Here is a 25,910-nt window from a genome sequence, read left to right as displayed (position 1 = left end):
GACGAGAGGTCACTGGGTCTCCATTCCGTTCGAGTGCGCGAAGCCACCGCGTTCGTCGATGCGCGCCACCTTGTAATACACGACCGCACCGATCCATACGACGAAGAACGTGCCGACGACGAGTTGGCCGGCCAGATTGAGATCGATGACGGCCAACGCGTCCCACAGGCCGCCGGTCAGCTCGAACTGCTCGGCGAGCAGCGACAACAGCTGCACCGTGCCGATCACCAATGCCACGAAGACGGACAGACCCGTCATCGTCATGTTGTAGTAGATCTTGCGCACCGGCGTCACGAACGCCCAGCCGTACGCCTTGGACATGAAGATGCCGTCGATGGTGTCCATCGTGGTCATGCCCGCGGCGAACAGAACCGGCAGCGCGATGATCGCCATCGGCGGAAGTCCGCCTGCCATGGCCGTCGTGCCTGCGATCGCAAGCAGACCGACCTGAGTGGCGGTGTCGAATCCCAGCCCGAACAGCAGACCCAGCGGGTACATCTGCCACGAGTGGTTGATCAGCTTGTCGTAGCGGCCGCGGAACAGTCGATTCATCAGCCCACGCTTGGCCAGCAACTCGTCGAGGCCGGCTTCGGTGAACTCACCTCGTTTCGCGCGTCGCCAGACTCCGACGATTCCCGCGAGCACGGCGATGTTCAACGCCGCGATGAGATACAGGAACGTTCCGGACACGAGCGTGCCGATGATGCCGCCGACTCCGGCGAATGCGTCCTGGAACGCCGTGGCCTGGGACGCGACGAAGGCGATAGCGGCGACGAAGACGAACACGACCGTCGAATGACCGAGTGAGAAGAAGAGCCCGACGGCCAACGGCCGCTTGCCCTTCTGCAGCAGAAAGCGGGTGGTGTCGTCGATGGCCGCGATGTGATCGGCGTCGAAGGCGTGCCTGAGCCCGAGTGTGTACGCCAACACGCCTGCTCCGGCGTACACGAGGGTGCCGTCGGCCCCGGTCAGTCCATGGATGCTCGGGATGGAGTCGTAGTGCGTGAACAACCCCCATCCGATCACGTGCAGAGCGGCTACGAAGCCGGCCATCGCCAACAGGCGGGGAATCTCGTCGAGAGTGAATCGACTCTGCCGTCGGCCGACCTCGGCGCGCGAAAGCTCAATCGTCATGGAGACATTGTGGCCGACGACAACGAATTACTCTTCCTGCGCGGCCGCGGCCAGGACGCGTCTCGCATCGGGTTCGACGGACCAGTAGGCAAGGAGGGCCAAGATCCCGCCGACGGCCAACAGCGATAGCAGCGGTACCAGGCCGACGGTGAGTGAATCGGCCGCGTCGGACACCACGCCGACCAGAAGCGGCCCGACGGCACCGCCCGCGGTCGCGGCGATCTGAAGCATGCCGAATCCCAGACCCCGATCCCGGGCCGGGACCACGTCGGCGACACATGCGGTGAGCGTGGGGAGGGCAAAAGCCGAGAAGAAGGCGAAGACGGTGAGAAGTACGACGAACACCACCGTGGCGTTCATGCCGAGCGCAATCGACATGAACACACTGCCGAGGAGAATTCCGCCACCACCCAGCACTACTCGCCACTGGGCGAGGCTGTTCCCGATCACGGCCCTTCGGGTTGCCATCGCCGCGACGAGCGTGCCGAGAACGATTCCCACAAGCGTCATTCCACCGCCCGCCGTCGCGGCGGCCGATTCGGACAGGCCGTACCGGCGTTGCAGCAGACTCGGAAGCCAGAAGGTCAGGCCACCGATCGACAGGCTCATGACCGTCAGAGCCGCACCGGTGAACCACAGCGTTCGGATGGGCAGCAGTCGGCGGAGCTGGGCGGCAAGCGGGCCGGACGGCGTGGGAGCCTCCAGGCTCGGGTCCGCGCGGGCCGCCAACCTGTCGGCGTATCCGCGTTCCGGCTCCTTCAGACGTGAGACGAGCACTGCGACAAGCAGTCCCGGGATCGTCATGACCATGAACGCCCCGCGCCAGCCCAGCCAGTCCGCCAGCACACCACCCAGAACGATGCCCGCACCGCCCAGATACGCCGAGGTTCGCCACCAACCGAACGCGGTGGATCGTGTTGCGGGCGGATAGAAGTCGGCAAGCAGGCTCGCGCTCGCCGGGTTGTCCACCGCCTCCGCGGCGGCGAGACCGACCCGCACGAGGTAGAAGATCAGGAACGTGGGCGCAAGCGCGGAACCCAGCGTCGCCAGAGACCACAGAACGACCACCCAGGTCACGATCCTGCCGCGATCGTGACGATCGGCGAAGTACCCAGCCGGTATCGCCAGAACGCCCGCGGCGATCGCGGATGCACTGGGCAGCGATCCCGCCACCGCGTCGCCGAAACCCCATTCGGCTTGAAGCTGAGGGAGAACGGCGGCAACGAGGCTGAATTCGATCCGGTCCACGAAGGCCACGAGGACCAACACGATTGCCGGTCCCCAGCCGAAGGGAAGAAGAGCAGACCCGGGCCCGGACCGCAGTGTCCCGATGGTTCGCCAACGGCTGCCGCGATCGACCACTGGGCCTGGATCGATACCGGTCGCCATGCGTCGTCCCTCGATTCAGCGTCGTTCGAAACCAGTGTGCACCGCCGGGCACAATCTCAACATCGGTTGATGTCTCTGTCATTTCCCTCGAACGTGCTGACAGGTCACAACGCGGAAGCGGACATTCGACGCTTTCGTCACGGCAGGATGAGGTGGCCGAAGTCGAAAACAGTGGGGACGAAGTTCATGTCACGGGTGAGAATCGCGATGTGCCTGCTCGCAGGTCTGGGATCCTTCGCGATCGTCGTTGCGCTTCTGCTGCCCACCCTCGTGTACGACCGTCTGGCGGTCACTCCCCTCGACATCGCCGCCACCACAGTGGCCACCACGGCAGACGGAGCGGGCGGCGAGGTCCTCGACTCGAAGACGATCGCCGGCCCGGGGCCCTTGTCGATCGCAACCGATGTTCCCCTCGTTCTCCAGCGGTACATCACCGTGGAGGATCCCTCCGACGCAGACCGCGTCACCTTCCAGGTCGGAGCCACGGTGCGACGCGCCGACCGCGACGGCGATGAAGGCCTGCTGACCGCCTCGGTGGATCGAGTGACCAGCGACCGACGCACCGGCCTACCCGTCGAGCCGGCGGGATCATTGCAGACCACCGTCGATTCACCTGCTATTTCGCTGCCGCGCACTGGATTACAGCATCGCTTCCCCTTCGATACCCAGCCGATCACGTACACGGTCTACGACTCGACGGCGTGGACGAGCTTCGAGGCGAACTTCGTCGAGGAGATCACCATGGAAGGTCTGGCGATCTATCACTTCCGATCGATCGTGACCGAAGCCGACCTGTCGACCACGACGCAGTCACCGATCAACTCGGTCACCCTCCCGGCATCGAAGTGGGGACTGGGCGACGGGGACGAACCGATCACGATGAAGCGGTGGTATTCCAACGTTCGCGACATCTACGTCGAACCCAGAAGCGGAAGCCTGGTGTGGGGCAGAGAAACCCCGTACCAGTACTTCGCAAGAGATCCGAAGGTCCCCGAGGTCACCATCTTCAAGGCGTCACTCGCTCTGAACGAGACGGGTCGCCTGGAGCAGGTGAACTCCGCACGCGACGCTGCGAACAGCCTGGCCTGGTTGACTTCTCGCGGACCACTCCTGGGATACGCGGTCGGTGGAGCCTGTCTCGTCGGTGCCGTCGCCGCCGGAGTGATCGGATCCCGTCGCGCGCGTTCGCCCGAGCCAACCCCACAGCAGGCGGACGAATCCGAGCGCGCGTCGGTGTAGGTGCGCTCGGCGTCCACAATTCGCATCCGAAAGCGGGATCGCGATCGTGTGGGCACATTGTGGACACTCAGGTCGGTGCGTCAGGCAGCAAGCCCCAACGCCCTCAGCGCCATTGCTCGCAAGACGGGCCTGGCAGTACGTGACGGACTGCGTCCCGCGCTGTAAGGCGTCGAATTGATCAGACCGAACACGCCGTGTGCCGCAGTGCGCGCGTCGGCTTCGTTCGACGTCGGGTCGACGGTGCACAGGACCTCGACCCACAGTTCGACGTACTCGCGCTGCATTCGGCGTACCTTGCGTCGAGCGCCCTCGGGCAGACTCTGCAGGTCGCGATCCTGGATTCTGATGAAGGCCGGTGTGTCGAAGGCGAAGTCGAGGTGGAACTCGACCAACGCGGACAACGCGTCCACGGCAGCCCCACCACGATCGACCACCGCACGGCCACCGTCGAGCAGATACCCCGAGATCCCGACCATCAGCTCGACGAGCACGGCCTCCTTGTTCGGGAAGTGACGGTAGACGGCGGGTCCGCTGACACCGACTGCCGCGCCCAGATCCTCGAGGCGCACCGAGGTGAATCCGCGTTCGGCGAACAGTGACGCCGCGGCATCGAGCAACTGCTGCCGACGCTCGGCCTTGCGCTGCTCACGCACCGTGGTGGGCTTCGCCTCCAATTCCTGCACTGACTCCCCCTCGACCCTGGACTCTCGGTTAATCGTAGTTTACTATGATGTCAGTTATCAACCATTAACTGAACTCCTGTGGCACCGGCGTCCAACCCCTAAGGCGTGCACCTCATGGCAATCGATATTGCTGCCAACCGGGCAGATCACGAGCTGCTCACCAGTGAGCTGGCCGAGCGGCTCGCCGCGGCGGCGCTCGGCGGTAGCGAAAAATCTCGGGAACGACACATCGCGCGCGGCAAACTGCTCCCCCGCGACCGCGTCGACGAGCTGCTCGATCCAGGCAGCCCGTTCCTGGAGATCGCACCACTGGCTGCCAACGGTCTCTACGACGACGAGTGCCCCGGCGCAGGAGTGATCGCCGGCATCGGACGCGTTTCCGGTCGCGAATGCGTGATCGTCGCCAACGACGCCACCGTCAAGGGCGGCACCTACTACCCCATGACGGTCAAGAAGCACCTGCGCGCGCAAGAGATCGCCCTGCAGAACACCCTGCCGTGCATCTACCTCGTCGACTCGGGCGGCGCGTTCCTGCCACGCCAGGACGAGGTGTTCCCCGATCGCGATCACTTCGGCCGCATCTTCTTCAACCAGGCGACCATGAGCGCCAAAGGAATTGCGCAGATCGCCGCCGTCATGGGCTCGTGTACAGCAGGCGGCGCCTACGTGCCTGCGATGAGCGACGAGGCCATCATCGTCAAGAACCAGGGCACCATCTTCCTCGGTGGACCGCCACTGGTGAAGGCAGCGACCGGCGAGGTCGTCACGGCAGAAGAACTCGGCGGTGGTGATCTGCATTCGAAGATTTCCGGCGTCACCGACCACCTCGCCGAGGACGACCGAGACGCATTGCATCGGGTCCGCCGCATCGTCTCCACGCTCGGGCCCCGCACACCCCGGCCGTGGGACATCGTCACGACGCGTGACCCGATAGCCGACCAGACCGAGCTCTACGACGTCGTCCCCACCGATCCTCGCACGCCGTACGACGTGCGTGAGGTGATCACCCGGGTGGTCGACGGCGGCGAATTCGACGAGTTCAAGGCCGAATACGGCAAGACACTCGTCACCGGGTTCGCCCACCTTCACGGTCATCCCGTCGGCATCGTCGCCAACAACGGTGTGCTGTTCGCCGAATCTGCCATGAAGGGCGCGCATTTCATCGAACTGTGCGACAAGCGCAGTATCCCGCTCGTCTTCCTGCAGAACATCTCGGGCTTCATGGTCGGCCGCGACTACGAGGCAGGCGGCATCGCCAAACACGGCGCGAAGATGGTCACCGCGGTGGCGTGTGCCCGCGTCCCCAAGATCACCGTCGTCATCGGCGGTTCCTACGGTGCAGGTAACTACTCGATGTGCGGCAGAGCGTATTCACCGCGCTTCCTGTTCATGTGGCCCAACGCGCGAATCTCGGTGATGGGCGGCGAGCAGGCGGCGTCGGTGCTCGCGACGGTGCGCAGCGAACAACTCGACGCGGCGGGAAAACCGTGGAGCGACGAGGACCAGGAATCGTTCAAGGCTCCGATACGCGAGCAGTACGAAAGCCAGGGCAACCCATACTATTCGACGGCCCGCCTGTGGGACGACGGCATCATCGACCCGGCCGATACCAGGCAGGTACTCGGACTGGCCCTCGCAGCGTGCGCCAATGCACCGCTCGAGCCGGTCTCCTACGGCGTTTTCAGGATGTGACGGACATGACCACGATAGACACCGTTCTGATCGCCAATCGCGGCGAGATCGCCGTGCGGGTGGCGCGAACGCTGCGCCGCATGGGGATTCGCACCGTTGCCGTCTACAGCGACGCCGACGTCGACGCCCGCCACGTCCACGAGGCCGATACCGCGGTACGCCTCGGTCCCGCCAACGCCCGCGAGAGCTACCTCGACATCGCCAAGGTCATCGCGGCTGCGAAAGCCACAGGAGCGCAGGGTATTCATCCGGGATACGGATTTCTCTCCGAGAACTCCGAGTTCGCATCCGCCTGTGTCGAAGCCGGAATCGCCTTTCTGGGGCCGCCGGCGAAAGCCATCGAAGTGATGGGCGACAAGATCGCCGCCAAGGCCGCCGTCAGCGCCTTCGGGGTCCCCGTCGTCCCGGGAATCTCCCGCCCCGGGCTCACCGACGACGAACTCGTCGCCGGCGCTCCCGACGTCGGATTCCCGGTGCTGGTCAAACCCTCCGCAGGAGGCGGCGGGAAGGGTATGCGTCTGGTCGAGCGCGCCGAGGACCTACCCGCCGCGTTGACCAGCGCCCGCCGGGAAGCGGCCTCGTCGTTCGGCGACGACACACTCTTCCTCGAGCGATTCGTGCTGCGGCCCCGGCACATCGAGGTGCAGATTCTCGCCGACGAACACGGCAACGTCATCCACCTCGGTGAACGCGAATGCAGCCTACAGCGCAGACACCAGAAGGTCATCGAGGAGGCACCGTCGCCCTTGCTCGACGAAGCAGCCCGTGCACGCATCGGTGAGGCGGCCTGCAACACCGCCCGCAGTGTCGACTACTCCGGTGCAGGCACAGTCGAATTCATCGTCTCGGCCGACCGCCCCGACGAGTTCTTCTTCATGGAGATGAACACTCGCCTGCAGGTCGAGCACCCGGTCACCGAGATGGTCACCGGCCTCGACCTGGTCGAATGGCAGGTCCGGGTGGCGTCGGGCGAGCACCTGACACTCGCGCAGGACGACATCACGCTCACCGGACATGCGATCGAGGCCCGCGTCTACGCCGAGGATCCCGGCCGCGGATTCCTCCCCACCGGCGGCACCGTCGTCGGACTGCGCGAGCCATCGGCACCGGGGATTCGAGTCGACTCCGGTCTTGCCGTCGGCACCGAGGTGGGTAGCAACTACGACCCCATGCTCTCGAAGGTCATCGCTCACGGACCCGATCGAGCAACCGCACTGCGCAGCCTCGATCGTGCACTGGCCGACACCGCGGTACTCGGAGTCGTCACCAACATCGAGTTCGCCCGGTTCCTGCTCGCCGACAACGATGTTCGTGCCGGCAATCTCGACACCGGACTGCTCGACCGTCGCGTCGAGGACTTCGCAGCGGCCGAGGCGACCGACGAGGCGCTGATCGCCGCCACCGCCGTGCAGTGGCTCGACGCGTGGCAGGCTGCGGGACAGGACATCTGGGCAACACCATCGGGTTGGCGAGTCGGCGCGAAGGCTTCGTTCCACCGTCGCGTCGCGTCCGGAGGTCGGACGGCGCACGTGTCCATCACCGGAACCCTCGATGCGGCGACGGTCGTCGTCGACGACGGATTGCCGCGCACCCTCCGGGCAACGGCCACCGAGGACTCCGTGAATCTCGTGATCGACGGTCTACGCGAGTCGATGACCTTCGCCCGAAACGGCTCGGCCACCTGGATTTCCAGTTCTCGCGGCACCTGGCGCATCGATCGGATTGCCGAGGCGAGCGTCCGCGAGGACGATGCGCACTCCGGTGACGCCGAAATCCTCTCGCCGATGCCGGGTTCGATCATCGCCATCGGAACCACCACCGGCAGTTCGGTCACCGCCGGCACCGCCATCGTCGTCGTCGAGGCGATGAAGATGGAACACACTCTGACCACCCCGATCGACGGCACGGTCGAACTCACTGTTGCAGTGGGCGATCAGGTCCGCGTCGATCAGATCCTCGCCCGAATCGTTCCCACACCCACCGAAGAGGACCAGCCATGACCGATCACCTGTCATCCGCGAATCTGCCCGACGAGTACCAGCAACTGGTGAAGTCCGTCGCCGACTTCACCCGGACGGTCGTGGCCCCGGTCTCGGCGAAACACGATGCCGAGCACTCGTTCCCGTACGAGGTCGTCGCCGGGATGGCCGAGATGGGCCTGTTCGGTCTGCCGTTTCCCGAGGAGTACGGCGGAATGGGCGGCGACTACTTCGCCCTGTGCCTGGCCCTCGAGGAGCTCGGCAAGGTCGACCAGAGCGTCGCGATGACGCTCGAAGCCGGCGTCTCGCTCGGTGCCATGCCGGTGTACCGCTTCGGCAACGACGCGCAGAAGGAGCAGTGGCTGCCCAAGCTCACCGCAGGCAAGGCCTTGGCCGCGTTCGGTCTGACCGAGCCCGGTGCCGGCAGCGACGCGGGCGGCACCAAGACCACCGCCAAGCGTGACGGCGGCGACTGGATCATCAACGGCAGCAAGCAATTCATCACCAACTCCGGCACCGATATCACCGAGCTCGTCACCGTCACCGCGGTGACCGGCGTCGACGAGGCGACCGGACGCAAGCAGATCTCGTCGATCCTCGTTCCCACGAACACCCCCGGGTTCGTCGCCGAAGCGGCATACAACAAGGTCGGCTGGAACGCCTCCGACACGCATCCGCTCAGCTTCACCGATGTGCGCGTACCCCAGGAGAACCTGCTCGGGCAGGAGGGTCGCGGGTACGCGAACTTCCTGCACATCCTCGACGAGGGTCGGATCGCGATCGCCGCGGTATCGGTCGGTGCCGCGCAGGGCTGCGTCGACGAGAGTGTGAAGTACGCCAAGGAACGTGAGGCGTTCGGCGCTCCGATCGCGCGCAATCAGGCGATCTCGTTCAAGATCGCGCGCATGGAGGCACGCGCCCACACCGCGCGCACCGCGTACTACGACGCGGCAGCACTGATGTTGGCGGGCAAGCCGTTCAAGAAGGCGGCGTCCATCGCCAAGCTCGTCGCCTCCGAGGCGGCAATGGACAACGCGCGCGACGCCACGCAGATCCACGGCGGCTACGGTTTCATGAACGAATACGTCGTCGCCCGTCACTACCGCGACAGCAAGATCCTCGAAATCGGTGAGGGTACAACCGAGGTGCAGCTGATGCTGATCGCCCGGAGCCTGGGACTGTGAGCGACAAGCGGATTCGCCAGCGCGGCCTGTGGTTCGACGAGATGGAGCTCGGCACCGTCTACGAGCACCGGCCGGGACGCACCATCACCGAGGCCGACAACACCCTGTTCACCACGCAGACGATGAACACTCAGGCCCTGCACCTCGACGCCGCCTACAGCGAGACAACAGCGTTCGGCCAGCGTCTGGTGAATTCGATGTTCACCGTCTCCACCCTTGTCGGACTGTCGGTGACGCAGTTGACCCAGGGCACCATCGTGGCGAACCTCGGCTTCTCGGAGGTGTCGTTTCCCAAGCCACTGTTCCACGGCGACACCCTGTACGCCGAGACCGTGATCTCGGACAAACGCGAATCGAAGTCCCGACCCGGCGAGGGCATCGTGACGTTCACGCACACCGGCCGTAATCAGCACGGGGACATCGTCGCAGTGGCGGTGCGCAAGACGCTCGTCCGCATGCAACCACCGGAGGACGCGTCGTGAGCTGGGTTCCGCCGGGGCCGGCGTGGCTGTTCTGCCCGGCCGACCGTCCCGAGCGCTACGAGAAGGCCGCAGCGCGAGCAGATGTGGTCATTCTCGATCTGGAGGATGCCGTCGGTGCAGCGGACAAAGCGGGTGCTCGTGAGTCCGTGGCCACTACCCCACTGGACCCGTCGCGCACCATCGTTCGAGTCAACGCACACGGCACCGACGAGCAGGCTGCGGACCTCGAGGCGCTGACGCGCACCGGATACACGACCGTCATGCTCCCCAAATGTGAATCGGCCGAACAGATCGCGGCCCTGGCTCCGCTGAATATCGTCGCGCTCATCGAGTCCCCGCTCGGTGCGATGACGGTGTTCGACGCCCTCGCTGCCGACAATGCGATCGGTGCCATGTGGGGTGCCGAGGATCTGGTGGCCGCCATGGGCGGTAACTCGAGCAGGCAGGCCGACGGCTCGTACCGCGATGTCGCACAGCATGTTCGGTCGCAGACGCTACTGGCCGCGAAGGCACGCGGGGTGTTCGCGCTCGATTCGGTGTTCCTCGACATCCCCGACCTCGACGGGGTGCGCGTGGAGGCCTACGACGCCGTGGCCGTCGGCTTCGACGGCAAGGTGGCCATTCATCCGAGCCACATCCCGGTCATTCGCGAGGCCTATGCACCCACTGCCGAGGAACTCGACTGGGCCACCGCCGTGCTCGACGCCGTCTCCCGCAATCGCGGTGTCTTCACCTTCCGCGGCCGGATGGTCGATGCCCCGGTGCTGGCGCATGCTCGACGCATCGTCGCGCGCAGTTCCCTCTCCTAGCCCAGTACTTGCACGCGCCGTTAATTGCCGGCGCGGTATGGTGGGTGGTCACGAGTACAGGTACCGAGAGGCACGACACATGAGCGCACACGACCCCGCCCTGACTGCCCTTGCGCAGAATTGGCTTGCGCTTTCCGTCCTGCACGGACGTATCGAGAGCCGTATCGAGCGTGCGCTACAGACCAACCACAATCTCAGCGCGCGTGAGTACTGGCTGCTCGACGTCCTGGGCAGGCAGCACGACGGGGTCGGCGGCCACCTGCAGATGAAGCAGGTGGCCGATGCCGTCGTACTGAGCCAGAGCGCCACGACTCGCCTGGTCACTCGCCTCGAGGATCGAGGGCTGCTCACGCGATACCTGTGCCCCACCGATCGACGCGGCATCTACACCGACGTCAGCGAAGAAGGGCTTGCCCTGCTCGAGGCCGCGCGGCCGACCAACGACGCGGCGTTGCGCGAGGCTCTCGACGACGCATCCGACGAGCCGGATCTCGTTCCGTTGGTCGACGCCGTTCGACGCGCAGCAAGCTGATTCACTCCACCTGTTGCACGGCTGCTCTGGTCGCGTCGGCCACCAAGGGATTCATGGCCGGCGAGTCGTCCACCCCGGACGTGGTCGCACTGAGAACGACCAGCAGGATCCTCTGCCCGTCCGGCCCGAGCAGCAGTCCGGCATCGTTGGATACACCGTAGCTTCCGGTGCCGGTCTTGTCGGCCGAAGTCCATTGTGGCGCAATGCCCGCCCGGAACCGAGCGGCGGACGTCTCGGTGTCGCCCATCCACTCGAGCAGCTGCTTGCGCGAGGCCGCGGCCAGAACGTCGCCGTCGAGCAGGGTTCGGTAGCCGGCGGCCAGCGAGTCGGGTGTTGTGGTGTCCCGTGGATCACCCGGGATCGCCGTGTTCAATTCCGGCTCGATGCGGTCGAGGCGAAACTCGGTGTCGCCGAGCGATCGTGCGAAGTCGGTGAGCGCCGCGGTGCCGCCTGCCTCGCGAATCAGCAGATTGCCGGATGTGTTGTCACTCTTGGTCAGTGCGGCCACTGCCAAGTCTGCGATGGTGACGACCGAGCCGGGGTCCCAATCGACCGCGGATTCGGGCACCTTGTCCTCGGCGGTGATCGTTCGGGTATCGGTGAGCTGCAACCTGCCTGCATCGACGGCGGCGAGTACGGCACCGACGGCATACACCTTGAAGGTGGAGCAGAACGCGAAACGTTCGCCCCCGCGGTAACTCTGCGTGGAACCGGTCTCGAGATCGAGCACACTGACGCCGAGCCGCGCGGTATCCCTGGCCTCGAGCTCGAGATACGCCTGCTCGGCACTGGGCTGTTCGCTCGTGGACTGGGCACTGCCCGTGTCGGATCGCGGCGGTTCGGTGGTGGCTGTCGAGGAACAGGCCACGCCGGCGGTCAGCGTCGCCGCCGCAATCACGGTGATCAGTCGGGTAAATGTCGAGGTACGCATGGGGTCATGCGATCACACCCTCTTGCCTCCGGGCCAAGTCCCGAGGCATGGCATCGTCATTCCTCTTCGGTATCGCGGCTGGTGGACGTGTTTCAATAGGTCGATGGATCTTGTTCGCCATCTCGAGTATTTTGTCGCCGTCGCCGAGGAACGCCACTTCGGCCGCGCAGCGGCGACTCTGGGGGTGACGCAGCCACCCGTGTCTCGGGCGATCAAGACCTTGGAGAAGCAGCTCGGTCTCGTACTCGTGGAGCGAACACCCGACGGTGCAGCCATCACCGAACACGGGGCTGCACTGTTGCCACGGGCTCGCTTGATCGTCGACGATGCACGCCGATTGACCACCACGGCAGAGTCGCTCACCGCGTCCGAGACGGTCCGCATCGGCCTCATTCCCCAACTGGACGATGCACTGGCCGCACGTATCGCCGCGTCCGTCGGAGTCCAAGCGCGGGTGGAGACCGGCGGAGCAGTGTCCTTGCTGGACCGTGTGAGATCACACGAACTCGATGTTGCCGTGATCGATCACCCGGTGGTACTCGATCGGCTGGTGGCCGGACCAGTGATTGCGCTACCCCGGCGGGTCAGCGTTCCAGTCGGTCACAGGTCGGCCCGAGCGGCGCGGCCGCGACTTACCATGTTGTCCGACCTCGTCTTCGCCACCACACCGAGGGCTGCGAATCCACCAGCACACGACCTGTTGCTCGATGCATTTCGGCGCCGCGCTCTCGATCCAGAGGTGTTCGTTGCGAACACCTTTCGCGCCGTCACGATCAGCGTTGCGTCAGGCCGATGTTTCGGGCTCGTACCTGCCGCGAGTCCGGTACTGCCTGGCACCGAACATCTCGACCTCTCTTCCGACGACGTTGCCCTGCGAGTGCGTATCGTGCGCCGCAACGACGAGGCCGAGTCTCTGGTGAATCTCATCGACCGAATCTTGTTGCAGGCCGGCAAGTGACTACGACCGACGAACAGCTGCGCGCCGTATTCGCCGACGCAGGCTGTCGTGGTTGGGTGCGCGCCGAGCGGATCGACGGCACGGGCACGGTCGTCGACTACGAGGGAGACGACCCCGTCGTCGCCGCGTCGGTGTGGAAGATCGTGCTGCTCGTTGCCGTGGCGCGCGCATTCGACGAAGAATCCTTGACTGCAACCGATTCGGTGCGACTCGTTCCGGCGCAGTGCAGTCCCGGGCCGACGGGTATCGCAAGTTTCGCGGATCCGGTGACCATGAGTTGGCGTGACATCGCACGCTCGATGATCACCGTCTCCGACAACGCCGCTGCCGACGCACTTCTCGGCGCAGTGGGGCTCGATGCAGTTGCCCGAGTGATCGACGATCTCGGACTCGAACACACGCGCATCGTGGGTGGCACGAAACAACTGGGTGATCAGATCGTCCGTGATACCGGCCGGTTGAACGCGGACGAAGCGGTAGGTCTACTGGCCAGCAATTACACAGTGGTCGACAGCTCGGGCTTCGATCCGGCGTACACCTCCTGCACCACACCCCGTGACAGCAACACCATTCTGCGCTCGGTCTGGCTGGGCACCGCAGCATCGCCGGCGCAGTGCCGGTACATGAAGGATGTTCTGTCTCAGCAGGTATGGCCGCACAGGATTCGTAGCGGAATCCCGTACCCAGATGTGCAGGTCGCGGGCAAGACCGGCACCATCGGGCCCATTCGCAACGAGGTCGCCGTGGTGTCGTTTCCAGGCGAGACGCCCGTCGCGGTGTCGGTGTTCACCAGGGCAGCGCGGATGGACCTGAACCTCCCGCTGGTCGATCAGGCCATCGGCCATGCGGCCAGAATCGCAGTGACAGCAGTACGTCAGGCTTCGCGCTGAGTAGACCCCAGTGGTTCGCGGGTCCGAGCGGTCACTGCGCGGTCCAGGTCGGATCGCGTTTCTGCAGGAATGCGGTGATTCCTTCGATGACGTCCTTCGTGGTGGCGAGTCGATCCAATTCCCGACGGTTCTGCTGCCACGATTGTTCCTCGTGAGCGATGGTGCCGTCGGAGATACGTCGTGCGAGCCGCTTGGATGCGCGCACCGCGAGCGGCGCGCCCTCCGCGCACAGGCGAGCGAGACCGAGTGCCGTATCGAGAACGTCGTCGGGCGCGGCAACCCGGTTGACCAACCCCCATCGTGCAGCCTCCTGCGCGGAGATCGGCTGGCCCGTCAATATCATCTCCAGCGCAACGTGTTCCGGTACCGCAGACATCAGTCGAAAAGCACCACCCGCACCGGCGACGAGTCCGCGGCGAATCTCGGGTAGGCCGAATACGGCCGTGTCCGAGGCGACGACCATATCCGAGACCAGAGCGATCTCGGTTCCACCTCCCATCGCCGACCCGTTCACGGCCGCGATGATCGGAACCGAAATCGGGTGTTGGACAATCCCGGCGAACCCCCAATGCTCGGTCTCGGGCGGGGTCACCGCGCCGGGGCCTCCGGTGCCGAGGGCCTTCAGATCGGCACCCCCGCAGAAGGTCGCCGATCCCGCACCGGTCAAGACGATGGCACGGACGTCGCGGTCGGCCTCGGCCGACTCCCAGGCCTGCCCGAGCAGCGTGTGCACGCGTGCGTCGATGCTGTTGGCAGCTTTCGGTCGGTTGATCGTGACGACGAGAACATGACCCTCACGCCTCGTCAGTACAACAGGTTCGATGCTATCGGCCTCGGACACGAATGTTCCCCTCGTTCGACTCGACACTGACTGTTGCTCCGATGATTTCGCGTGCAGGTTCGCTTCGATAGAGGGACAACGCATGCGCACTGGCCGTGTCTCCGGGTGCCGTCTGTGCGGCAACGCGTCGTCCGCGCTCGTCCCTCCCGACGAGGAAGGCCTGGTTCGGTTCCTGCTGCCGTGAATGCTCGACGGAGACAGTCTCCACCACGAGATCCCCGTCCTCGACAGGTGCTCGAGGGGGCGGATCCGAATTCAGCACTGCGGGTTCGGGATTTCCGATGTAGCCGAGCGGATGTTGGTCGCCGGCCAACAGCACGGAGTGGTGGTAGGTCAGATACCCACCGTTCGCGTGCACCAGCGCACGGCTCTTCCCACCACGAATCTCCCGAACCGATGCGGTGATCGAATGCAGCGAATGACTGCTGAGCGGCCCGCCGAAAGAGGAGTGCCCACCGGTCACGCTGGGAATCAACGACTTCGGCGTTCCGAGGTGGCGTGTTGCGAGGGTCGGCACGATCGGGAAGCAGCTGTAGACGTCCAACACGTCCAGTAGCTCGACCCCGATCTCCGCGCCGTGCAACGCGCGGTCCATCGCGTCTTCCATCGCGGGGGACCGCCCGAAACTACTGCGGTCGAGAATGTCGACCGTGTCCTCGGCACCGGCACCGCCCCAGACGTAGACGATGTCGCTCTCGGGCACGCCACGTTCGCGGGCTTCGGCCAAGCTCGTCACAACGATGCACGCAGCCTGGTCGACGAACGGCATGGCGTTCATCGACAGCGGATACGGCTCGCACACGATGCGGTTCTTCGGCGACGGCGCTCCGACGTCCGCAGCCGTCCTCACTCTTCCGTTCCACGAGTACGGATTCTTCTCGGAGACAACGGAGAATGTCGCATACAGCTCGCTGCACTCGGCCTGCCGCGTTACCGGATCCACGCCGGACTCGAAGCGAAATCGGCTCTCGAACAACGGATAGATCCGGACCGGTGAGATCAGACCGGCTTCTTGCATTGCAGCGCTGCCGAGTTGATCGAGGTCGAAGGTGGGCGGACCACCCGGATCGGTGCTCCACCCGCCGTCCTCGACGGGGTCTCGACCGGCCTTGACCAGTGCGCTCATCGAGGCCTGGGCTTCACCGCCTGCGATCACCGCCACCGCCGACTCTCCGGAAGCGATGCGTGCGGCCGCGCGATCGAGGAGTCGGGCCGGCCATTGTCCACCGATCGGAGCGTCGAAGACGTCTGCTGGTGTGGCACCGAAGATACGTGCCAGCGCCGCGGCGGGACTGGCGTAGGCCCAGCTGGCGATATGGCAGAACGCGATGCTGTCCGCGCGGCGAATCCACGGCTCCGAGGTCGGCGAGTCCTGGACTGCCGCAGTCGCAGCGAGCGTGATCAGTTCCATGGGTTCGACGCCCACGGGTTCGCCGCGGCCGCTTGTTTCACCGACAGCCACGATCACCGGAATACGCGTGGATCCACCGTCGACGCCTCCAGGCGTACAGAACTCATGGACGCAAACCTATTACAGACAGAGATTGTCCGCAATGCCACCAGGTGCGACAATCCGGGGGTGACCGACGAAGCCAAGAGCCGACGAGGACGTCCTCGCGATCCGCACCTGGAAGACCGCGTCTACGACGCAGTGCTCGAGGTGTACTGGGAAAAGGGTTGGTCCGGTTTCACACTCGACGCCGTTGCCCGCCGTGCTTCGGTCGGTAGAGCCGCGCTCTATCGTCGCTGGGAATCCAAGGGGGCCTTGGTCGTCGATGCGCTGGAAGCCAGGAGTCCACTCGCGACGCCGATCGACCTCGGCACGCTGCGGGCGGATCTCGTCGAACTGGCGGTGCAGCTTCTGCACGGTTACAGAGGGACAGCTGGTCTGGTCAGTCTGAGGGTCGCCCTCGATGCGCGGGTGCACCCCGACCTTCTCGGACACATGATCGACACTCTCAATCGGAGCCGACTGGTCGCAGCGCGCCTCATCGTTCATCGAGCTCAGGCTCGAGGTGAACTACCGGAGTCCGCCGATACCACCCGAATCCTCGAACTGGTGACCGGAGCGGTATTCAGCCATGTCATCTTCTCGCATCGCTCCGATGCCGACAGAGCCGAGACCGACCGCGCCTACGCCGAAAACCTGGTCGACGCGGTCCTGGATGGCATCGGCACGACATGACACGTACGGCCGCCGAGTCCGATGGACTCGGCGGCAGCACATGAGCTGGTCTACTACTCGTTGTAACCGAAGATCGCGTTCCAGGCCTCCTGGTCGTCAGCGGAGTTCTCGATCGACTCGGACTGCGTGATTCGGTTCACCTTGGGGTCGGTGAACTTCGGCAGTTCGATTCCGCGGATCACCGGCGGGTCGATATCGTTGCGCACCGAGTACTCACCGAGATCACTGAAGACCTGCTGTCCCCTCTTGGAGAGGTTCCAATTCATGAAGACCTGCGCGGCCGCAATGTTTTTCGCTGTGGATGCAACACCGGTGTAGTAGTCGTAGGCGGTCAGTCCCTCCTCCGGTACCACGAAGTTGACCGGCGCATTCTCGTTGTTGGCGATGTTGACGCTGCTCACCACGACGGTCCCTGCCTCGATCTCACCGCGGGCGAGCGCATCGAGCTGAGCTCCGATGGAGTCGAACACCCTTGCCTCCGATGAGTACTCGCGGAGGTAGTCGTCGCCGAGTACCTCGCGCTGGAACCGAGTCAGCGCCAGTGCACTACCGCCGGCTCCGGCCTGAGCGATACCCAGATTGCCCTTCCACCGGTCGTCGAGAAGATCTGCCCAGGACGCCGGCCTGTCGTCGCCCTCGATGAGCGCACTGTTGTAGCCCATCGTGTAGATCGGATCGAAGGTGCGGTAGTAGTTGCCACCGTCGAACACCACGTCGTCCTGCAGCTCGCCGGCCGTGGGCGGTGTGTACGGCTGGAACACACCACGCTCGCTGAGTCCGCTGACGAAGCCGGCGTCGGAAATCCTGACGACGTCCGCATCGAGGCGACCGGCGCCGTACTCGGCCACCAGGCGCTCGTAGAGCCGGTTCGGGGTGAGGCGCACGAGCTTGACGTCGAGTCCGGTGTCCTTCTCGAAGTTCTTCAGCACCGTGGCCTCGGTGACCGCGGTGTAGCCGCTGTACAGGGTGATGCCACCCTCGGCCTGGGCCCGCGTCCACAGATCCGGATCGGCGATCTGTTCGCCGTCGATCACGAGGCCGTTGTCGGTGACGATCTCCTCCGCCGCTCGAGCCAGAGCGGGGCGTTCGGGTGGCGGTGAGCAGGCCGTGGCCGTTGCCACTGCGATACCCAACGCGATTGCTGTGACCAATTTTCTCATCAGACAGTTTCCTTGGATCCGAAGCGACGCGAGAGGACTGCGAGCACACCGATCACGACGCAGTACAGCAGGCTCAACTCGGCAGCCGACTGGAACGAGCCATTGTCGTAGGCGTCGAAGATCGCGATCGACAGCAGCCGGGTGTCGGAGGTGAACAGGAACAGCGCGGCGGTGAGCTCACGCATGGACAGCATGAGCAGCAGCAGGAAGGTCGAGGACAGACCGACCTTGAGCAGCGGAGCGGTGACGAAGGAGATCGCCCGGTGCCGCCGTGCACCCAACATGACAGCGCTGTCTTCCAAGTCCTTGTCCAACTGGATGATCGACGCGGAGACACCGCGGTAGCCCTGCGGAATGGTGACAGCGACGAAGGCGATCACCAGCACCGCGAGTGTTCCGTAGATCGGCAGCGGAAGCGCCAACCACGTCCACAGCAGACCCAGGCCGAGCACGATGGCAGGAACAGCCAGCGGCAACATCGCCAGGTACTCCAACAGCTTTCGGCCCGGAGCGTTCGTACGGTACCTCGTGTACGCCAAGGCGAAGCAGAACGCGGTACCGATAGCGGCGGTCGCAACACCGACGATGACGCTGTTGGTCATCACGCTGTGGAAGTCAGCGCTGCGCAACGTTTCTCCCAGTCCCCAGAACGACAGGGCACCGGAGTCGAAGAGCTGACCGATGTTCGCGACGTACGGGCTGGTCTGCAGAGCCGCCAACACCAGGGCGACGAGCGGCAGGAGAACGGCGAGGGTGAAGTACACCCACGCGAACACGGCCGCCGGAATACGCCAAGCCCGCAGCGGAACCTGCCGTGCCCGAACACCTTTGCCGCTGACGGTGGTGTATTCCTTGCTGCTCATCGCGCGCTGCTGGAAGGCGACGACGGCAACCAGCAGGACGGTCAGTACGACGGCGACAGCGGCGGCATCGTTGCCGCGGGCGGGCGATGCATTCATCAATCGGTAGATCAGGGTCGGCAGGGTGTCGACTCCGCCGGGCACACCGATCACCTGTGCCACCGGGAAGTTCTCCACGGTGAGCGCGAAAACCAGGATTCCCGAGCCGATCACGGCAGGCATGACGAGCGGGAACGTGATCTTGCTCAGCATCTTCGTCAACTTCGCACCGTGCAGACTGGCGGCGTCCTCGAGGTCCGGATTCATCAACGAGAGCGCAGAGTGGACCATCAGGAACGGATACGGCGCGTAGTAGATGCCGAGGATGAAGATCATTCCGCCGAAGCTGTAGATGTCGATGAAGCCGGGCAGACCGATGGCAGTCAGAATCAGGTTGATGTAGCCGGTAGCCGGGCCGGCCAGCAGTGCCCAGGCAAGTGCCCCGACGAGCGCCGGGAGAAACAACGGCGCAATACCGATGCCGTAGATCATCTTTCGACCCGGAACGTTGGTCCGTGCTGCGAGGAAGGCGAGCGTACACCCGATCGCCAGCGCGACGATGGATGACCCGATACCCACCAGTGCCGAATTCCACAGGGCACTGCGTGCCGTCGAGGATCCGAGCAGTGCGAAGTTGTCGAGGGTGAAGTTACCGAAGTCGAACAGCGATGTGCGCTCGGCGTTGTCGGTGAATGCGCCCATCACGATGAAGAACATCGGAAACAGCACGATCACGGTGAGCAGAGCCAACTGCAGAAGCGTCGGAATCCACTTCTTCGGACCCGGCCTGCGTTGGGGTGTCGGGGTGTCGACCGGCGGCTTCGTCGTGGTGACGGGCCGATTGTCGGTGGGGGCGCTCATACCGGCACCGCCTCGGAGGCGACGCGATCGTCGACGAGAACCTGAGCTCCGCCGGCTACTGCTGTGACCCGTGCGCGTTCTCCCATTCCCAGGATTCGACTGGCGTGTCCGGTGGCGACGGCTTCGATCTCGGGGCCGTCGTCCAGTGTGACACGGTATCGAATGGACGCACCCTGGTAGCTGGCGACATCGACTGTGCCCATCCAGGACTGGCCCTCGGGCTCGGCATCGTCCAGCGGGGTGACCAACAGATCCTCGGGCCGCAGGCACACCACGACGGGCCCGTCGGCCGCCGACGCTGCACCGACCGACACTGCAATCTGTCCATAGTCCGTCAGCTCCATCGTCGAGCGCGGGCCCGAGGCAGGCGTGGCGCGGAAGATGTTGCCGACACCGAGGAACTCGGCCACCGAGGCGGACATCGGCGAGGTGTAGATGTCCTCGGGGGTACCGATCTGCACGATTCGGCCGTTCTGCATCAACGCGATTCGGTCGGCAAGGGCGAACGCCTCGACCTGATCGTGCGTGACGTAGACGGTGGTCAGTCCGAGTCGGAGCTGAAGCTCTCGCAATTCCATCCGAAGTCGTTCGCGCAGTCGGGCATCGAGGTTCGACAGCGGCTCGTCGAGCAGGAGCACGCTGGGGCGCATCACCAAGGACCGAGCCAGCGCCACCCGCTGCATCTGACCACCACTGAGCAAGCTCGCGCCGCGGTGGGCCATTTCACCCAACCCGACGAGGTCGAGGGCCTCGAGAACGCGCTGGTTCATCTCGGTCTTGTTGACCTTCTGCATCTTCAAGGAGAACGACACGTTGTCGAACACGGTCCGGTGCGGCCACACTGCGTAGGACTGAAAGACCATGCCCACGTTGCGTTTGTGCGGCGGGATCGTCTTGTTCTTGTCGGAGTCGTGGACGACGCGGTCACCGATCGTGATGCGCCCGGCGCTTGGGGTTTCGAGCCCTGCCACACAGCGCATCGTGCTGGTCTTACCGCAGCCGGACTGCCCCAGCAGCACCAGGGATTCTCCGTCGGCGATCTCCAGGTCCAGGTCGCGGACAACAGTGTTTCCCGAGTAAGCGAGGCTCAGATTCTCGATGCTAACCTTCATGATCTTCCTTTTCTTCAGTCGTCGAAGCCGTGTTCACAGGTCGAGCTATCCGATCGAAAGTGCTCTTGCCGCAGCGGAAACGAACAGTTCTGCTGTCGCGATACGTCGTGCAGCGCGGTGCAGGGTCACGCTGGTGAGGTTGCCGTCCGCAGCGATATCGACATCGACGGCCAACACACCTGCCGGCGTCCCCAGTCGCAGCGTCGAGGTGGTGGCACCGTGGACGACCCGATCCACCACACCGCCGCGTACGGTTGCGGCAGCGGCCACCGCGACCGCCGACGTCAGGCCGATGGACGGGTGCGGTGCCATCATCGAGAGCATGCGCACGCACACGTCGTACTCGCCCGCCGAGACGAGCGTTCCGTCCTCGAGGTGGTAATCCACCGGAGGCGCGATGATGCCGACCTTCGGCACTGCGTGCGTGATCGGATCCTGCGGGCGCGACAGCCCCATGAGCAGTGCTGCACTACGGCGCAATTCGACCAGTAGCGGAACACGTTCTGTCAGTTGGGCGGCGGTCTCGGCTCCGGTCATACCCAGGTCGGATGCATCGAACAACGCAGCGGGAGCGCCGGCGACCACCATGGTGCCGCGGTACTCCGATCCATGTAGCTCCACGGTGTCCTCCACCGCCCCGGTGGGGAGCAGCCGAGTGCGATCGGCACCCAGGTCGATGAACGTCAGTCCGACCGGAACGCCGAGGGCCGATGTTCCGGCAACCTGGGCCGACCCCTCGGTCGGAACCACGCCGCCCGGGGTATCGATCTCGGTGAGCAGTACCGCACCGGTGTTGCGGTTACGAAGCCGTACGACGGTGGTGATCGGATCGATCGGCACCAGTCCTTGCTGCAGTGCGTACAGGCCGATCGCGGTGGCACAGTTGCCACAGTTGCTTCCCCACTCCACCTTTCGGTCACCGATGGCAACCTGAGCGAAGAGGTAGTTCACGTCGATTCCGTCCTCGGAGGACCTGCTGACGATGGCCGCCTTCGAAGTGGTCGAGCTGCCGCCGCCGACGCCGTCGAGCTGGCGGGGGTCGCCGGATCCGAAGGCGGAGACCAGAATCTCGTCCAGAGATCCTGCTTGTTCGATCAGTGGCTCGACGTCGACGGAGCTGAAGAGCCAGCATTTGCTGGTCCCGCCCCTCATCCACGTGCCACGCAGTGAATACATCCTCGGATACCTTCCGATCGTTACTCTCGAAAACGTTCTTGGAGTTGAACATTCGAGGGAGCCTTGCGCTCATGTGATGCAGCTCTCGTGTGGTTGCTGTTCATAGCCTGCATCACACAGCCGTCGAGTACAATTACGAAAAAGTCGAGATCCCTTAACTTTCACTTAAAGGTGGTTCGATCATGTTCGACACCCGACGCCTGCTGCTTCTGGTGGAGGTCGTGCGAACCGGATCCATCACGGCGGCCGCAACTCGGTTGAGCTTCACCACATCTGCGGTCTCGCAGCAGCTGAGCAAGCTCGAGATCGAAGCCGGGCAACCACTGCTCGAGCGCCACGCCAGGGGAGTTCGACTGACCGAGGCGGGTGAGGTTCTGGTGCGTCATGCAGAACGAATCGAGACGCAATTGCTCGCTGCACGAAACGAACTCGAAGACCTCTCCGGCCTGCGCGCCGGGACGCTGCGAATAGGAACCTTCCCCACCGCAGGGGCCAGTCTGCTACCGCCCGTGGTGAAGCTGTTCAAATCTCGTCATCCTGCGGTGGCACTGACGGTGCGCAGCTCGCGATTCGCCGGGCTCCGGGGGATGCTCGACACCCGTGAGGTGGAGCTGTCCCTACTCTGGGACTACGAGTGGGCCAGAATCACCGACTCGGACCTGACGGTGCACCAACTCATGATCGACCCGCCCATGCTCGTCGTATCCGTCAATCATCATCTTGCCGAGCGTAGTTCGATCCACATGAACGAGCTGGAACACGAGCAGTGGATCACCAGAGAGGACACTCATCCGGTGGGTGCAGCGCTCGAACGGGCATGCCATGCTGCCGGGTTCTCGCCGTCGGTGTCGTTCGCAGCGAACGACTATCAGGAGGCTCAGGCCATGGTGGCGGTGGACCTCGGCGTCTCGTTCGCACCCCGGATGGCGCTGTCCAATATTCGAGACGATGTGCGATTGGTCCCGTTGACGGGCGCACCGTCGCGTCGAATCTTGCTGGCCCACTTGGCGGAACAGAAGCTCTCGCCGAGTGCGACCGTGCTACTGAAGATGTTCGAGGACGTCGCCGCCCGATTCTGAGAAGCGATGTCGCTCAGGCCTAGTGCGCACCGACGAGAGTGGGCATGGGCACGACGAACAGATCGGCGGTGGCGATACGACGCACCGCTCGATGAAGAGTGACCGATAGCAGAAATCCGTCCCGATCCGTGACGTAGTCGACGTCCAGCACACCTGCCGCTGTGCCGATGCGGAGCGATCCGGGCCAGCCGATGCGGGCGTTGGCAATGACCACACCACCCGTGACCGTGGCGGCCGCTGCAACAGCCACCGCCGACGTCAGTCCTATCGCCGGGTGCGGTGCCATCATGGAGAGCATGCGCACCGAGATGTCGTAGTCCGCAGCGGCGACGCGCTCACCGGTGGTCGTGGTGTAGTCCACGGGAGGTCCGATGATTCCGACCTTCGGAACGGCATGCGAGACAGGCTCTTCGGGCTTGCTGAGTCCCATTCTCAGCGCTGCCAGCCTACGCAGCGCAATGAGTGTGGGGACGTGCGCGGCGACGACATCGTTGCTTTCCGAACCGTCCAGCCCGAAATCGGCGGCATCGAAGAACGCGGCGGGTGCACCGGCACGAACGAATGTTCCTCGGAACTCACAGTCGCCGAGCGTAACTCGATCGATCTCTGCGCCGGTGGGAAGCATCGTCGGTCGGTCAGGGGCAGGGTCGGTGAAGGTGAGCCCCACCGGCACACCGAGGGCCGTGGTTCCGGGGACAGCGGCGCCGCCTTCGGCAGGAATGCGTCCGCCCGGGGTCGAGATCTCCGCGGTGAGAATTGCACCGGTGTTCTCGTTGCGCATGCGCACGACGGTGACGCGATCGTCGACGGCGACGAGACCGGTCTGCACGGCGTACAGGCCGATCGCCGTCGCACAGTTTCCGCAGTTGCTGCCCCACTCGACCGTGCGGTTCTCGATGGCGACCTGAGCGAAGAGGTAGTCGACGTCGATACCCGGAGCGCTGGAGCGACGAACGATCGCGGCCTTGGAGGTCGTCGAACTGCCCCCACCCACTCCGTCGAGTTGCCGTGGATCGCCGGAACCGAACGCGGCAGTGAGGATGTTGTCGAGCCCGCCGGCCTCGGCGACGTACGGGTCGATATCGACCGCGTTGAACAACCAGCACTTGCTGGTCCCCCCACGCATCCAGGTTCCACGAAGAGTGAACATCTGCTGTGCCTTCCGATCAGGATCCGATGCTTCCACCCTGGGCCAGAGGATGATCAAGCACAATTACGAAATATGTTCATGCCGTGCAGCAACGCTTAACGCACTGGTACCGGTTCAGAACAGGGCGGGGACGACAACCAGGATCAGCCAGCACAGAGCCGGCGCGATGGCCACGACGACTCCGGCATTGAGCAGCAACTGGCGATAGAAGCGTGGGCGTTCGATGTTCTGCGCGTTGGCCAGCACGAGCGCACCGTTGGTCGAGAAGGGCGAGACGTCGACGACGGTGGCCGAGATGGCCAGAGCAGCGACGACACCGACGACCGGCAGTGCACCGGTTCCGAGCAAGGGCATGGCCAGCGGAATGACGGCGGCCAGCAGCGCAGTGGAGGACGCGAACGCCGAGGTGATGCCGATGACGTAGCAGAGCACGATGGCCACGATGATCGGAGCGCCGATGGTGATCGCCATTTCGGCGAGATGATCGATGGTGCCGACTTCCTGCAGGATCGAGATGTAGGTGACCATGCCCGCGACCAGCAGAACCGTCGACCAACTGATGTCTGCGATGGCCTCGTTCTGCTTCTTCAGATCCGTGAACGCCAGGACTGCTCCGGCTCCGATGGCGATGAAGCTGATCGGCAGGTGCAACACGAGAACGAGCACCAGAAGTGCGCCGATGAGGAACAGCGTGAGCTTCTGCACGAACGTGACCGGGGCCGGCGCGTCGACCAGCGTGGTTGTGGTCGGGCGAGTGAGCACCGCAGTGCTGCCGCCTGCCGTGCTGCCACCGCCGGTGCTTCCGGTGCTGCCGCCGGCGGGGACCGACGTCTCGATCGGCGATCCGCCCACCGGGCCGCTGCCGGGTGCGGGATCGGTGGATCCTGTTGCGGTGTACTCGAAGCCCTTCATCCGGGCCAGGGCCGCGTAGCCGACGACCGTCAGCACCGAGAGCAGCAGGTTGATGCCGTAACTGGCGAAGAACAGCGTCCACGGGTTGAGCGCGAGGCCGTTGTTCTCGACGATGTCACGAACCAGAACGCCGGAAACGGAGATAGGGGAGAACGCGCCAGCGTGGGCACCGTTGATCACCATGATGCCCATGACCAGCGGGCTCATGCCGGTTCGTGCTGCGAATGCCATGGCAGCGGGCACGATCAATGCGACCGCGGCGGGGCTGAATGTGCCGAGCGCCGTCAAGACCGAGGCGACGAAGAAGAACACCCAGGGCACCACCGTCACCCGACCGTGCACCGCCCTGATGCAACTGTTCACCAGCAGATCGATGGTGCCGTTGCGTTTGGCCATACCGAAGAAGTAGGTGACGCCGACGATGGTCAACACGATCGAGCTGGGGAACTCGTTCAAGATTTCCTTGTCGTCGAATCCCAGCGCGAAGTATCCGACCACGAAGGCACCGATGAATCCGAGGATGCCGATATTGATCGGAAAAAAGGTTGCGATCACGAACATCGCAACCAACGCGATGAGCGGGAGGATCTCGATGGAAGTCATGGGCGTCTTTCGGGTGGCTGGGTAAGTGCT

At 64.5% G+C, this 25,910-nt stretch carries 23 protein-coding genes; 11 read left to right on the top strand and 12 right to left on the bottom strand.

The features are described 5' to 3' along the window. Positions 1-9: 9 nt before the first annotated feature. Positions 10-1,134, bottom strand: a complete 1,125-nt coding sequence (locus NY08_RS19020) for a HoxN/HupN/NixA family nickel/cobalt transporter (protein ID WP_082073880.1) — start codon at positions 1,132-1,134, stop codon at positions 10-12. Positions 1,135-1,161: 27 nt separating this feature from the next. Then, positions 1,162-2,523 (bottom strand): MFS transporter, encoded by a 1,362-nt coding sequence (locus tag NY08_RS19015; protein WP_045198092.1) that lies wholly within the window; start codon positions 2,521-2,523, stop codon positions 1,162-1,164. Between the two features lie 186 nt (positions 2,524-2,709). Between NY08_RS19015 and NY08_RS19010 the strand changes: the two genes are divergently transcribed. Then, entirely contained in the window at positions 2,710-3,762 is a 1,053-nt protein-coding gene (locus NY08_RS19010; RefSeq protein WP_158462594.1) for a DUF3068 domain-containing protein, read from the top strand. An 80-nt stretch (positions 3,763-3,842) separates the two neighbouring features. Here the strand turns inward: NY08_RS19010 and NY08_RS19005 are convergent, their stop codons facing one another. After that, on the bottom strand, positions 3,843-4,445 hold the full coding sequence (locus NY08_RS19005; protein ID WP_045198091.1) for an SACE_7040 family transcriptional regulator: 603 nt from the start codon (positions 4,443-4,445) through the stop codon (positions 3,843-3,845). Between the two features lie 114 nt (positions 4,446-4,559). Here NY08_RS19005 and NY08_RS19000 point away from each other — a divergent pair, with 114 nt between their 5' ends. The 6 genes from NY08_RS19000 to NY08_RS18975 all read left to right on the top strand — a co-directional run bounded on the left by NY08_RS19000 (position 4,560) and on the right by NY08_RS18975 (position 11,123). Then, on the top strand, positions 4,560-6,137 hold the full coding sequence (locus NY08_RS19000) for a carboxyl transferase domain-containing protein (protein WP_045198089.1): 1,578 nt from the start codon (positions 4,560-4,562) through the stop codon (positions 6,135-6,137). A 5-nt stretch (positions 6,138-6,142) separates the two neighbouring features. Further along, positions 6,143-8,137, top strand: coding sequence for an acetyl/propionyl/methylcrotonyl-CoA carboxylase subunit alpha (locus tag NY08_RS18995; protein WP_045200767.1), 1,995 nt, complete (start codon positions 6,143-6,145; stop codon positions 8,135-8,137). Next, a complete protein-coding gene (locus tag NY08_RS18990) occupies positions 8,134-9,300 on the top strand; it encodes an acyl-CoA dehydrogenase family protein (RefSeq protein WP_032395486.1) in 1,167 nt (388 codons plus the stop codon). Before NY08_RS18995 ends, NY08_RS18990 begins: the two co-directional genes overlap by 4 nt. Then, on the top strand, positions 9,297-9,782 hold the full coding sequence (locus tag NY08_RS18985) for a MaoC family dehydratase (protein WP_369597439.1): 486 nt from the start codon (positions 9,297-9,299) through the stop codon (positions 9,780-9,782). The genes NY08_RS18990 and NY08_RS18985 overlap by 4 nt, the downstream gene beginning before the upstream one ends. Next, on the top strand, positions 9,779-10,591 hold the full coding sequence (locus NY08_RS18980) for an HpcH/HpaI aldolase/citrate lyase family protein (RefSeq protein WP_045198087.1): 813 nt from the start codon (positions 9,779-9,781) through the stop codon (positions 10,589-10,591). Before NY08_RS18985 ends, NY08_RS18980 begins: the two co-directional genes overlap by 4 nt. A 79-nt stretch (positions 10,592-10,670) precedes the next feature. Beyond that, positions 10,671-11,123 carry a MarR family winged helix-turn-helix transcriptional regulator gene (locus NY08_RS18975; protein WP_045198085.1) on the top strand — a complete coding sequence of 151 codons (453 nt, stop codon included), beginning with the start codon at positions 10,671-10,673 and terminating at the stop codon, positions 11,121-11,123. Between the two features lies 1 nt (position 11,124). Here the strand turns inward: NY08_RS18975 and bla are convergent, their stop codons facing one another. Continuing rightward, the gene (gene bla / locus NY08_RS18970; protein ID WP_045198082.1) at positions 11,125-12,054 is read right to left on the bottom strand and encodes a class A beta-lactamase; all 930 of its coding nucleotides are present in this window, start codon (positions 12,052-12,054) and stop codon (positions 11,125-11,127) included. Positions 12,055-12,157: 103 nt separating this feature from the next. Between bla and NY08_RS18965 the strand changes: the two genes are divergently transcribed. Continuing rightward, positions 12,158-13,012 carry a LysR family transcriptional regulator gene (locus NY08_RS18965; RefSeq protein WP_045198080.1) on the top strand — a complete coding sequence of 285 codons (855 nt, stop codon included), beginning with the start codon at positions 12,158-12,160 and terminating at the stop codon, positions 13,010-13,012. Next, the gene (locus tag NY08_RS18960; RefSeq protein WP_045198079.1) at positions 13,009-13,902 is read left to right on the top strand and encodes a serine hydrolase; all 894 of its coding nucleotides are present in this window, start codon (positions 13,009-13,011) and stop codon (positions 13,900-13,902) included. Before NY08_RS18965 ends, NY08_RS18960 begins: the two co-directional genes overlap by 4 nt. Positions 13,903-13,933: 31 nt before the next feature. Here NY08_RS18960 and NY08_RS18955 read toward each other — a convergent pair whose 3' ends face one another. Together NY08_RS18955 and NY08_RS18950 are read right to left on the bottom strand one after the other, a co-directional pair. Further along, positions 13,934-14,743, bottom strand: a complete 810-nt coding sequence (locus tag NY08_RS18955) for an enoyl-CoA hydratase/isomerase family protein (RefSeq protein WP_235386970.1) — start codon at positions 14,741-14,743, stop codon at positions 13,934-13,936. Further along, positions 14,727-16,169, bottom strand: a complete 1,443-nt coding sequence (locus NY08_RS18950; RefSeq protein ID WP_235386968.1) for an acetyl-CoA acetyltransferase — start codon at positions 16,167-16,169, stop codon at positions 14,727-14,729. The genes NY08_RS18955 and NY08_RS18950 overlap by 17 nt, the downstream gene beginning before the upstream one ends. 153 nt (positions 16,170-16,322) lie before the next feature. Between NY08_RS18950 and NY08_RS18945 the strand changes: the two genes are divergently transcribed. After that, entirely contained in the window at positions 16,323-16,928 is a 606-nt protein-coding gene (locus tag NY08_RS18945; protein WP_032395631.1) for a TetR/AcrR family transcriptional regulator, read from the top strand. Between the two features lie 53 nt (positions 16,929-16,981). On the opposite strand, the gene NY08_RS18940 is transcribed toward NY08_RS18945, so the two are convergent. The 4 genes from NY08_RS18940 to NY08_RS18925 are packed head-to-tail and all read right to left on the bottom strand — an operon-like array spanning position 16,982 to position 22,136. Further along, complete coding sequence (locus tag NY08_RS18940) at positions 16,982-18,088, bottom strand: ABC transporter substrate-binding protein (protein WP_045198074.1); 1,107 nt, start codon at positions 18,086-18,088, stop codon at positions 16,982-16,984. Next, positions 18,088-19,848 carry an ABC transporter permease gene (locus tag NY08_RS18935; protein WP_082073875.1) on the bottom strand — a complete coding sequence of 587 codons (1,761 nt, stop codon included), beginning with the start codon at positions 19,846-19,848 and terminating at the stop codon, positions 18,088-18,090. Before NY08_RS18935 ends, NY08_RS18940 begins: the two co-directional genes overlap by 1 nt. Beyond that, complete coding sequence (locus NY08_RS18930) at positions 19,845-20,960, bottom strand: ABC transporter ATP-binding protein (RefSeq protein WP_045198072.1); 1,116 nt, start codon at positions 20,958-20,960, stop codon at positions 19,845-19,847. The genes NY08_RS18935 and NY08_RS18930 overlap by 4 nt, the downstream gene beginning before the upstream one ends. Before the next feature lie 45 nt (positions 20,961-21,005). Next, positions 21,006-22,136 carry a PrpF domain-containing protein gene (locus NY08_RS18925; RefSeq protein WP_045198071.1) on the bottom strand — a complete coding sequence of 377 codons (1,131 nt, stop codon included), beginning with the start codon at positions 22,134-22,136 and terminating at the stop codon, positions 21,006-21,008. 182 nt (positions 22,137-22,318) lie between these two features. Between NY08_RS18925 and NY08_RS18920 the strand changes: the two genes are divergently transcribed. After that, the gene (locus tag NY08_RS18920) at positions 22,319-23,215 is read left to right on the top strand and encodes a LysR family transcriptional regulator (protein WP_032395496.1); all 897 of its coding nucleotides are present in this window, start codon (positions 22,319-22,321) and stop codon (positions 23,213-23,215) included. Between the two features lie 19 nt (positions 23,216-23,234). Here the strand turns inward: NY08_RS18920 and NY08_RS18915 are convergent, their stop codons facing one another. After that, complete coding sequence (locus NY08_RS18915; RefSeq protein WP_032395633.1) at positions 23,235-24,365, bottom strand: PrpF domain-containing protein; 1,131 nt, start codon at positions 24,363-24,365, stop codon at positions 23,235-23,237. A 114-nt stretch (positions 24,366-24,479) separates the two neighbouring features. Then, positions 24,480-25,880, bottom strand: coding sequence for an SLC13 family permease (locus tag NY08_RS18910; protein ID WP_045198068.1), 1,401 nt, complete (start codon positions 25,878-25,880; stop codon positions 24,480-24,482). Positions 25,881-25,910 lie beyond the last annotated feature (30 nt).

It is taken from the genome of Rhodococcus sp. B7740, assembly GCF_000954115.1.
Taxonomy (GTDB): Bacteria; Actinomycetota; Actinomycetes; order Mycobacteriales; family Mycobacteriaceae; genus Rhodococcoides.
The sequence above is the reverse complement of the archived record's forward strand: the minus strand, read 5'-3'. Positions and strand labels throughout refer to the sequence as shown.

Excerpts from the sequence above, each read along its gene's own strand:
- NY08_RS19015 (WP_045198092.1), bottom strand. The coding sequence starts at position 2,523 with ATGGCGACCGGTATCGATCCAGGCCCAGTGGTCGATCGCGGCAGCCGT.
- NY08_RS18940 (WP_045198074.1), bottom strand. The coding sequence starts at position 18,088 with ATGAGAAAATTGGTCACAGCAATCGCGTTGGGTATCGCAGTGGCAACG.
- NY08_RS18930 (WP_045198072.1), bottom strand. The coding sequence starts at position 20,960 with ATGAAGGTTAGCATCGAGAATCTGAGCCTCGCTTACTCGGGAAACACT.
- NY08_RS18925 (WP_045198071.1), bottom strand. The coding sequence starts at position 22,136 with ATGTATTCACTGCGTGGCACGTGGATGAGGGGCGGGACCAGCAAATGC.
- NY08_RS18965 (WP_045198080.1), top strand. The coding sequence starts at position 12,158 with ATGGATCTTGTTCGCCATCTCGAGTATTTTGTCGCCGTCGCCGAGGAA.
- NY08_RS18975 (WP_045198085.1), top strand. The coding sequence starts at position 10,671 with ATGAGCGCACACGACCCCGCCCTGACTGCCCTTGCGCAGAATTGGCTT.
- NY08_RS18910 (WP_045198068.1), bottom strand. The coding sequence starts at position 25,880 with ATGACTTCCATCGAGATCCTCCCGCTCATCGCGTTGGTTGCGATGTTC.
- NY08_RS18915 (WP_032395633.1), bottom strand. The coding sequence starts at position 24,365 with ATGTTCACTCTTCGTGGAACCTGGATGCGTGGGGGGACCAGCAAGTGC.
- NY08_RS19000 (WP_045198089.1), top strand. The coding sequence starts at position 4,560 with ATGGCAATCGATATTGCTGCCAACCGGGCAGATCACGAGCTGCTCACC.
- NY08_RS18990 (WP_032395486.1), top strand. The coding sequence starts at position 8,134 with ATGACCGATCACCTGTCATCCGCGAATCTGCCCGACGAGTACCAGCAA.
- bla (WP_045198082.1), bottom strand. The coding sequence starts at position 12,054 with ATGCGTACCTCGACATTTACCCGACTGATCACCGTGATTGCGGCGGCG.
- NY08_RS19020 (WP_082073880.1), bottom strand. The coding sequence starts at position 1,134 with ATGACGATTGAGCTTTCGCGCGCCGAGGTCGGCCGACGGCAGAGTCGA.
- NY08_RS18995 (WP_045200767.1), top strand. The coding sequence starts at position 6,143 with ATGACCACGATAGACACCGTTCTGATCGCCAATCGCGGCGAGATCGCC.
- NY08_RS18920 (WP_032395496.1), top strand. The coding sequence starts at position 22,319 with ATGTTCGACACCCGACGCCTGCTGCTTCTGGTGGAGGTCGTGCGAACC.
- NY08_RS19010 (WP_158462594.1), top strand. The coding sequence starts at position 2,710 with ATGTCACGGGTGAGAATCGCGATGTGCCTGCTCGCAGGTCTGGGATCC.
- NY08_RS18935 (WP_082073875.1), bottom strand. The coding sequence starts at position 19,848 with ATGAGCGCCCCCACCGACAATCGGCCCGTCACCACGACGAAGCCGCCG.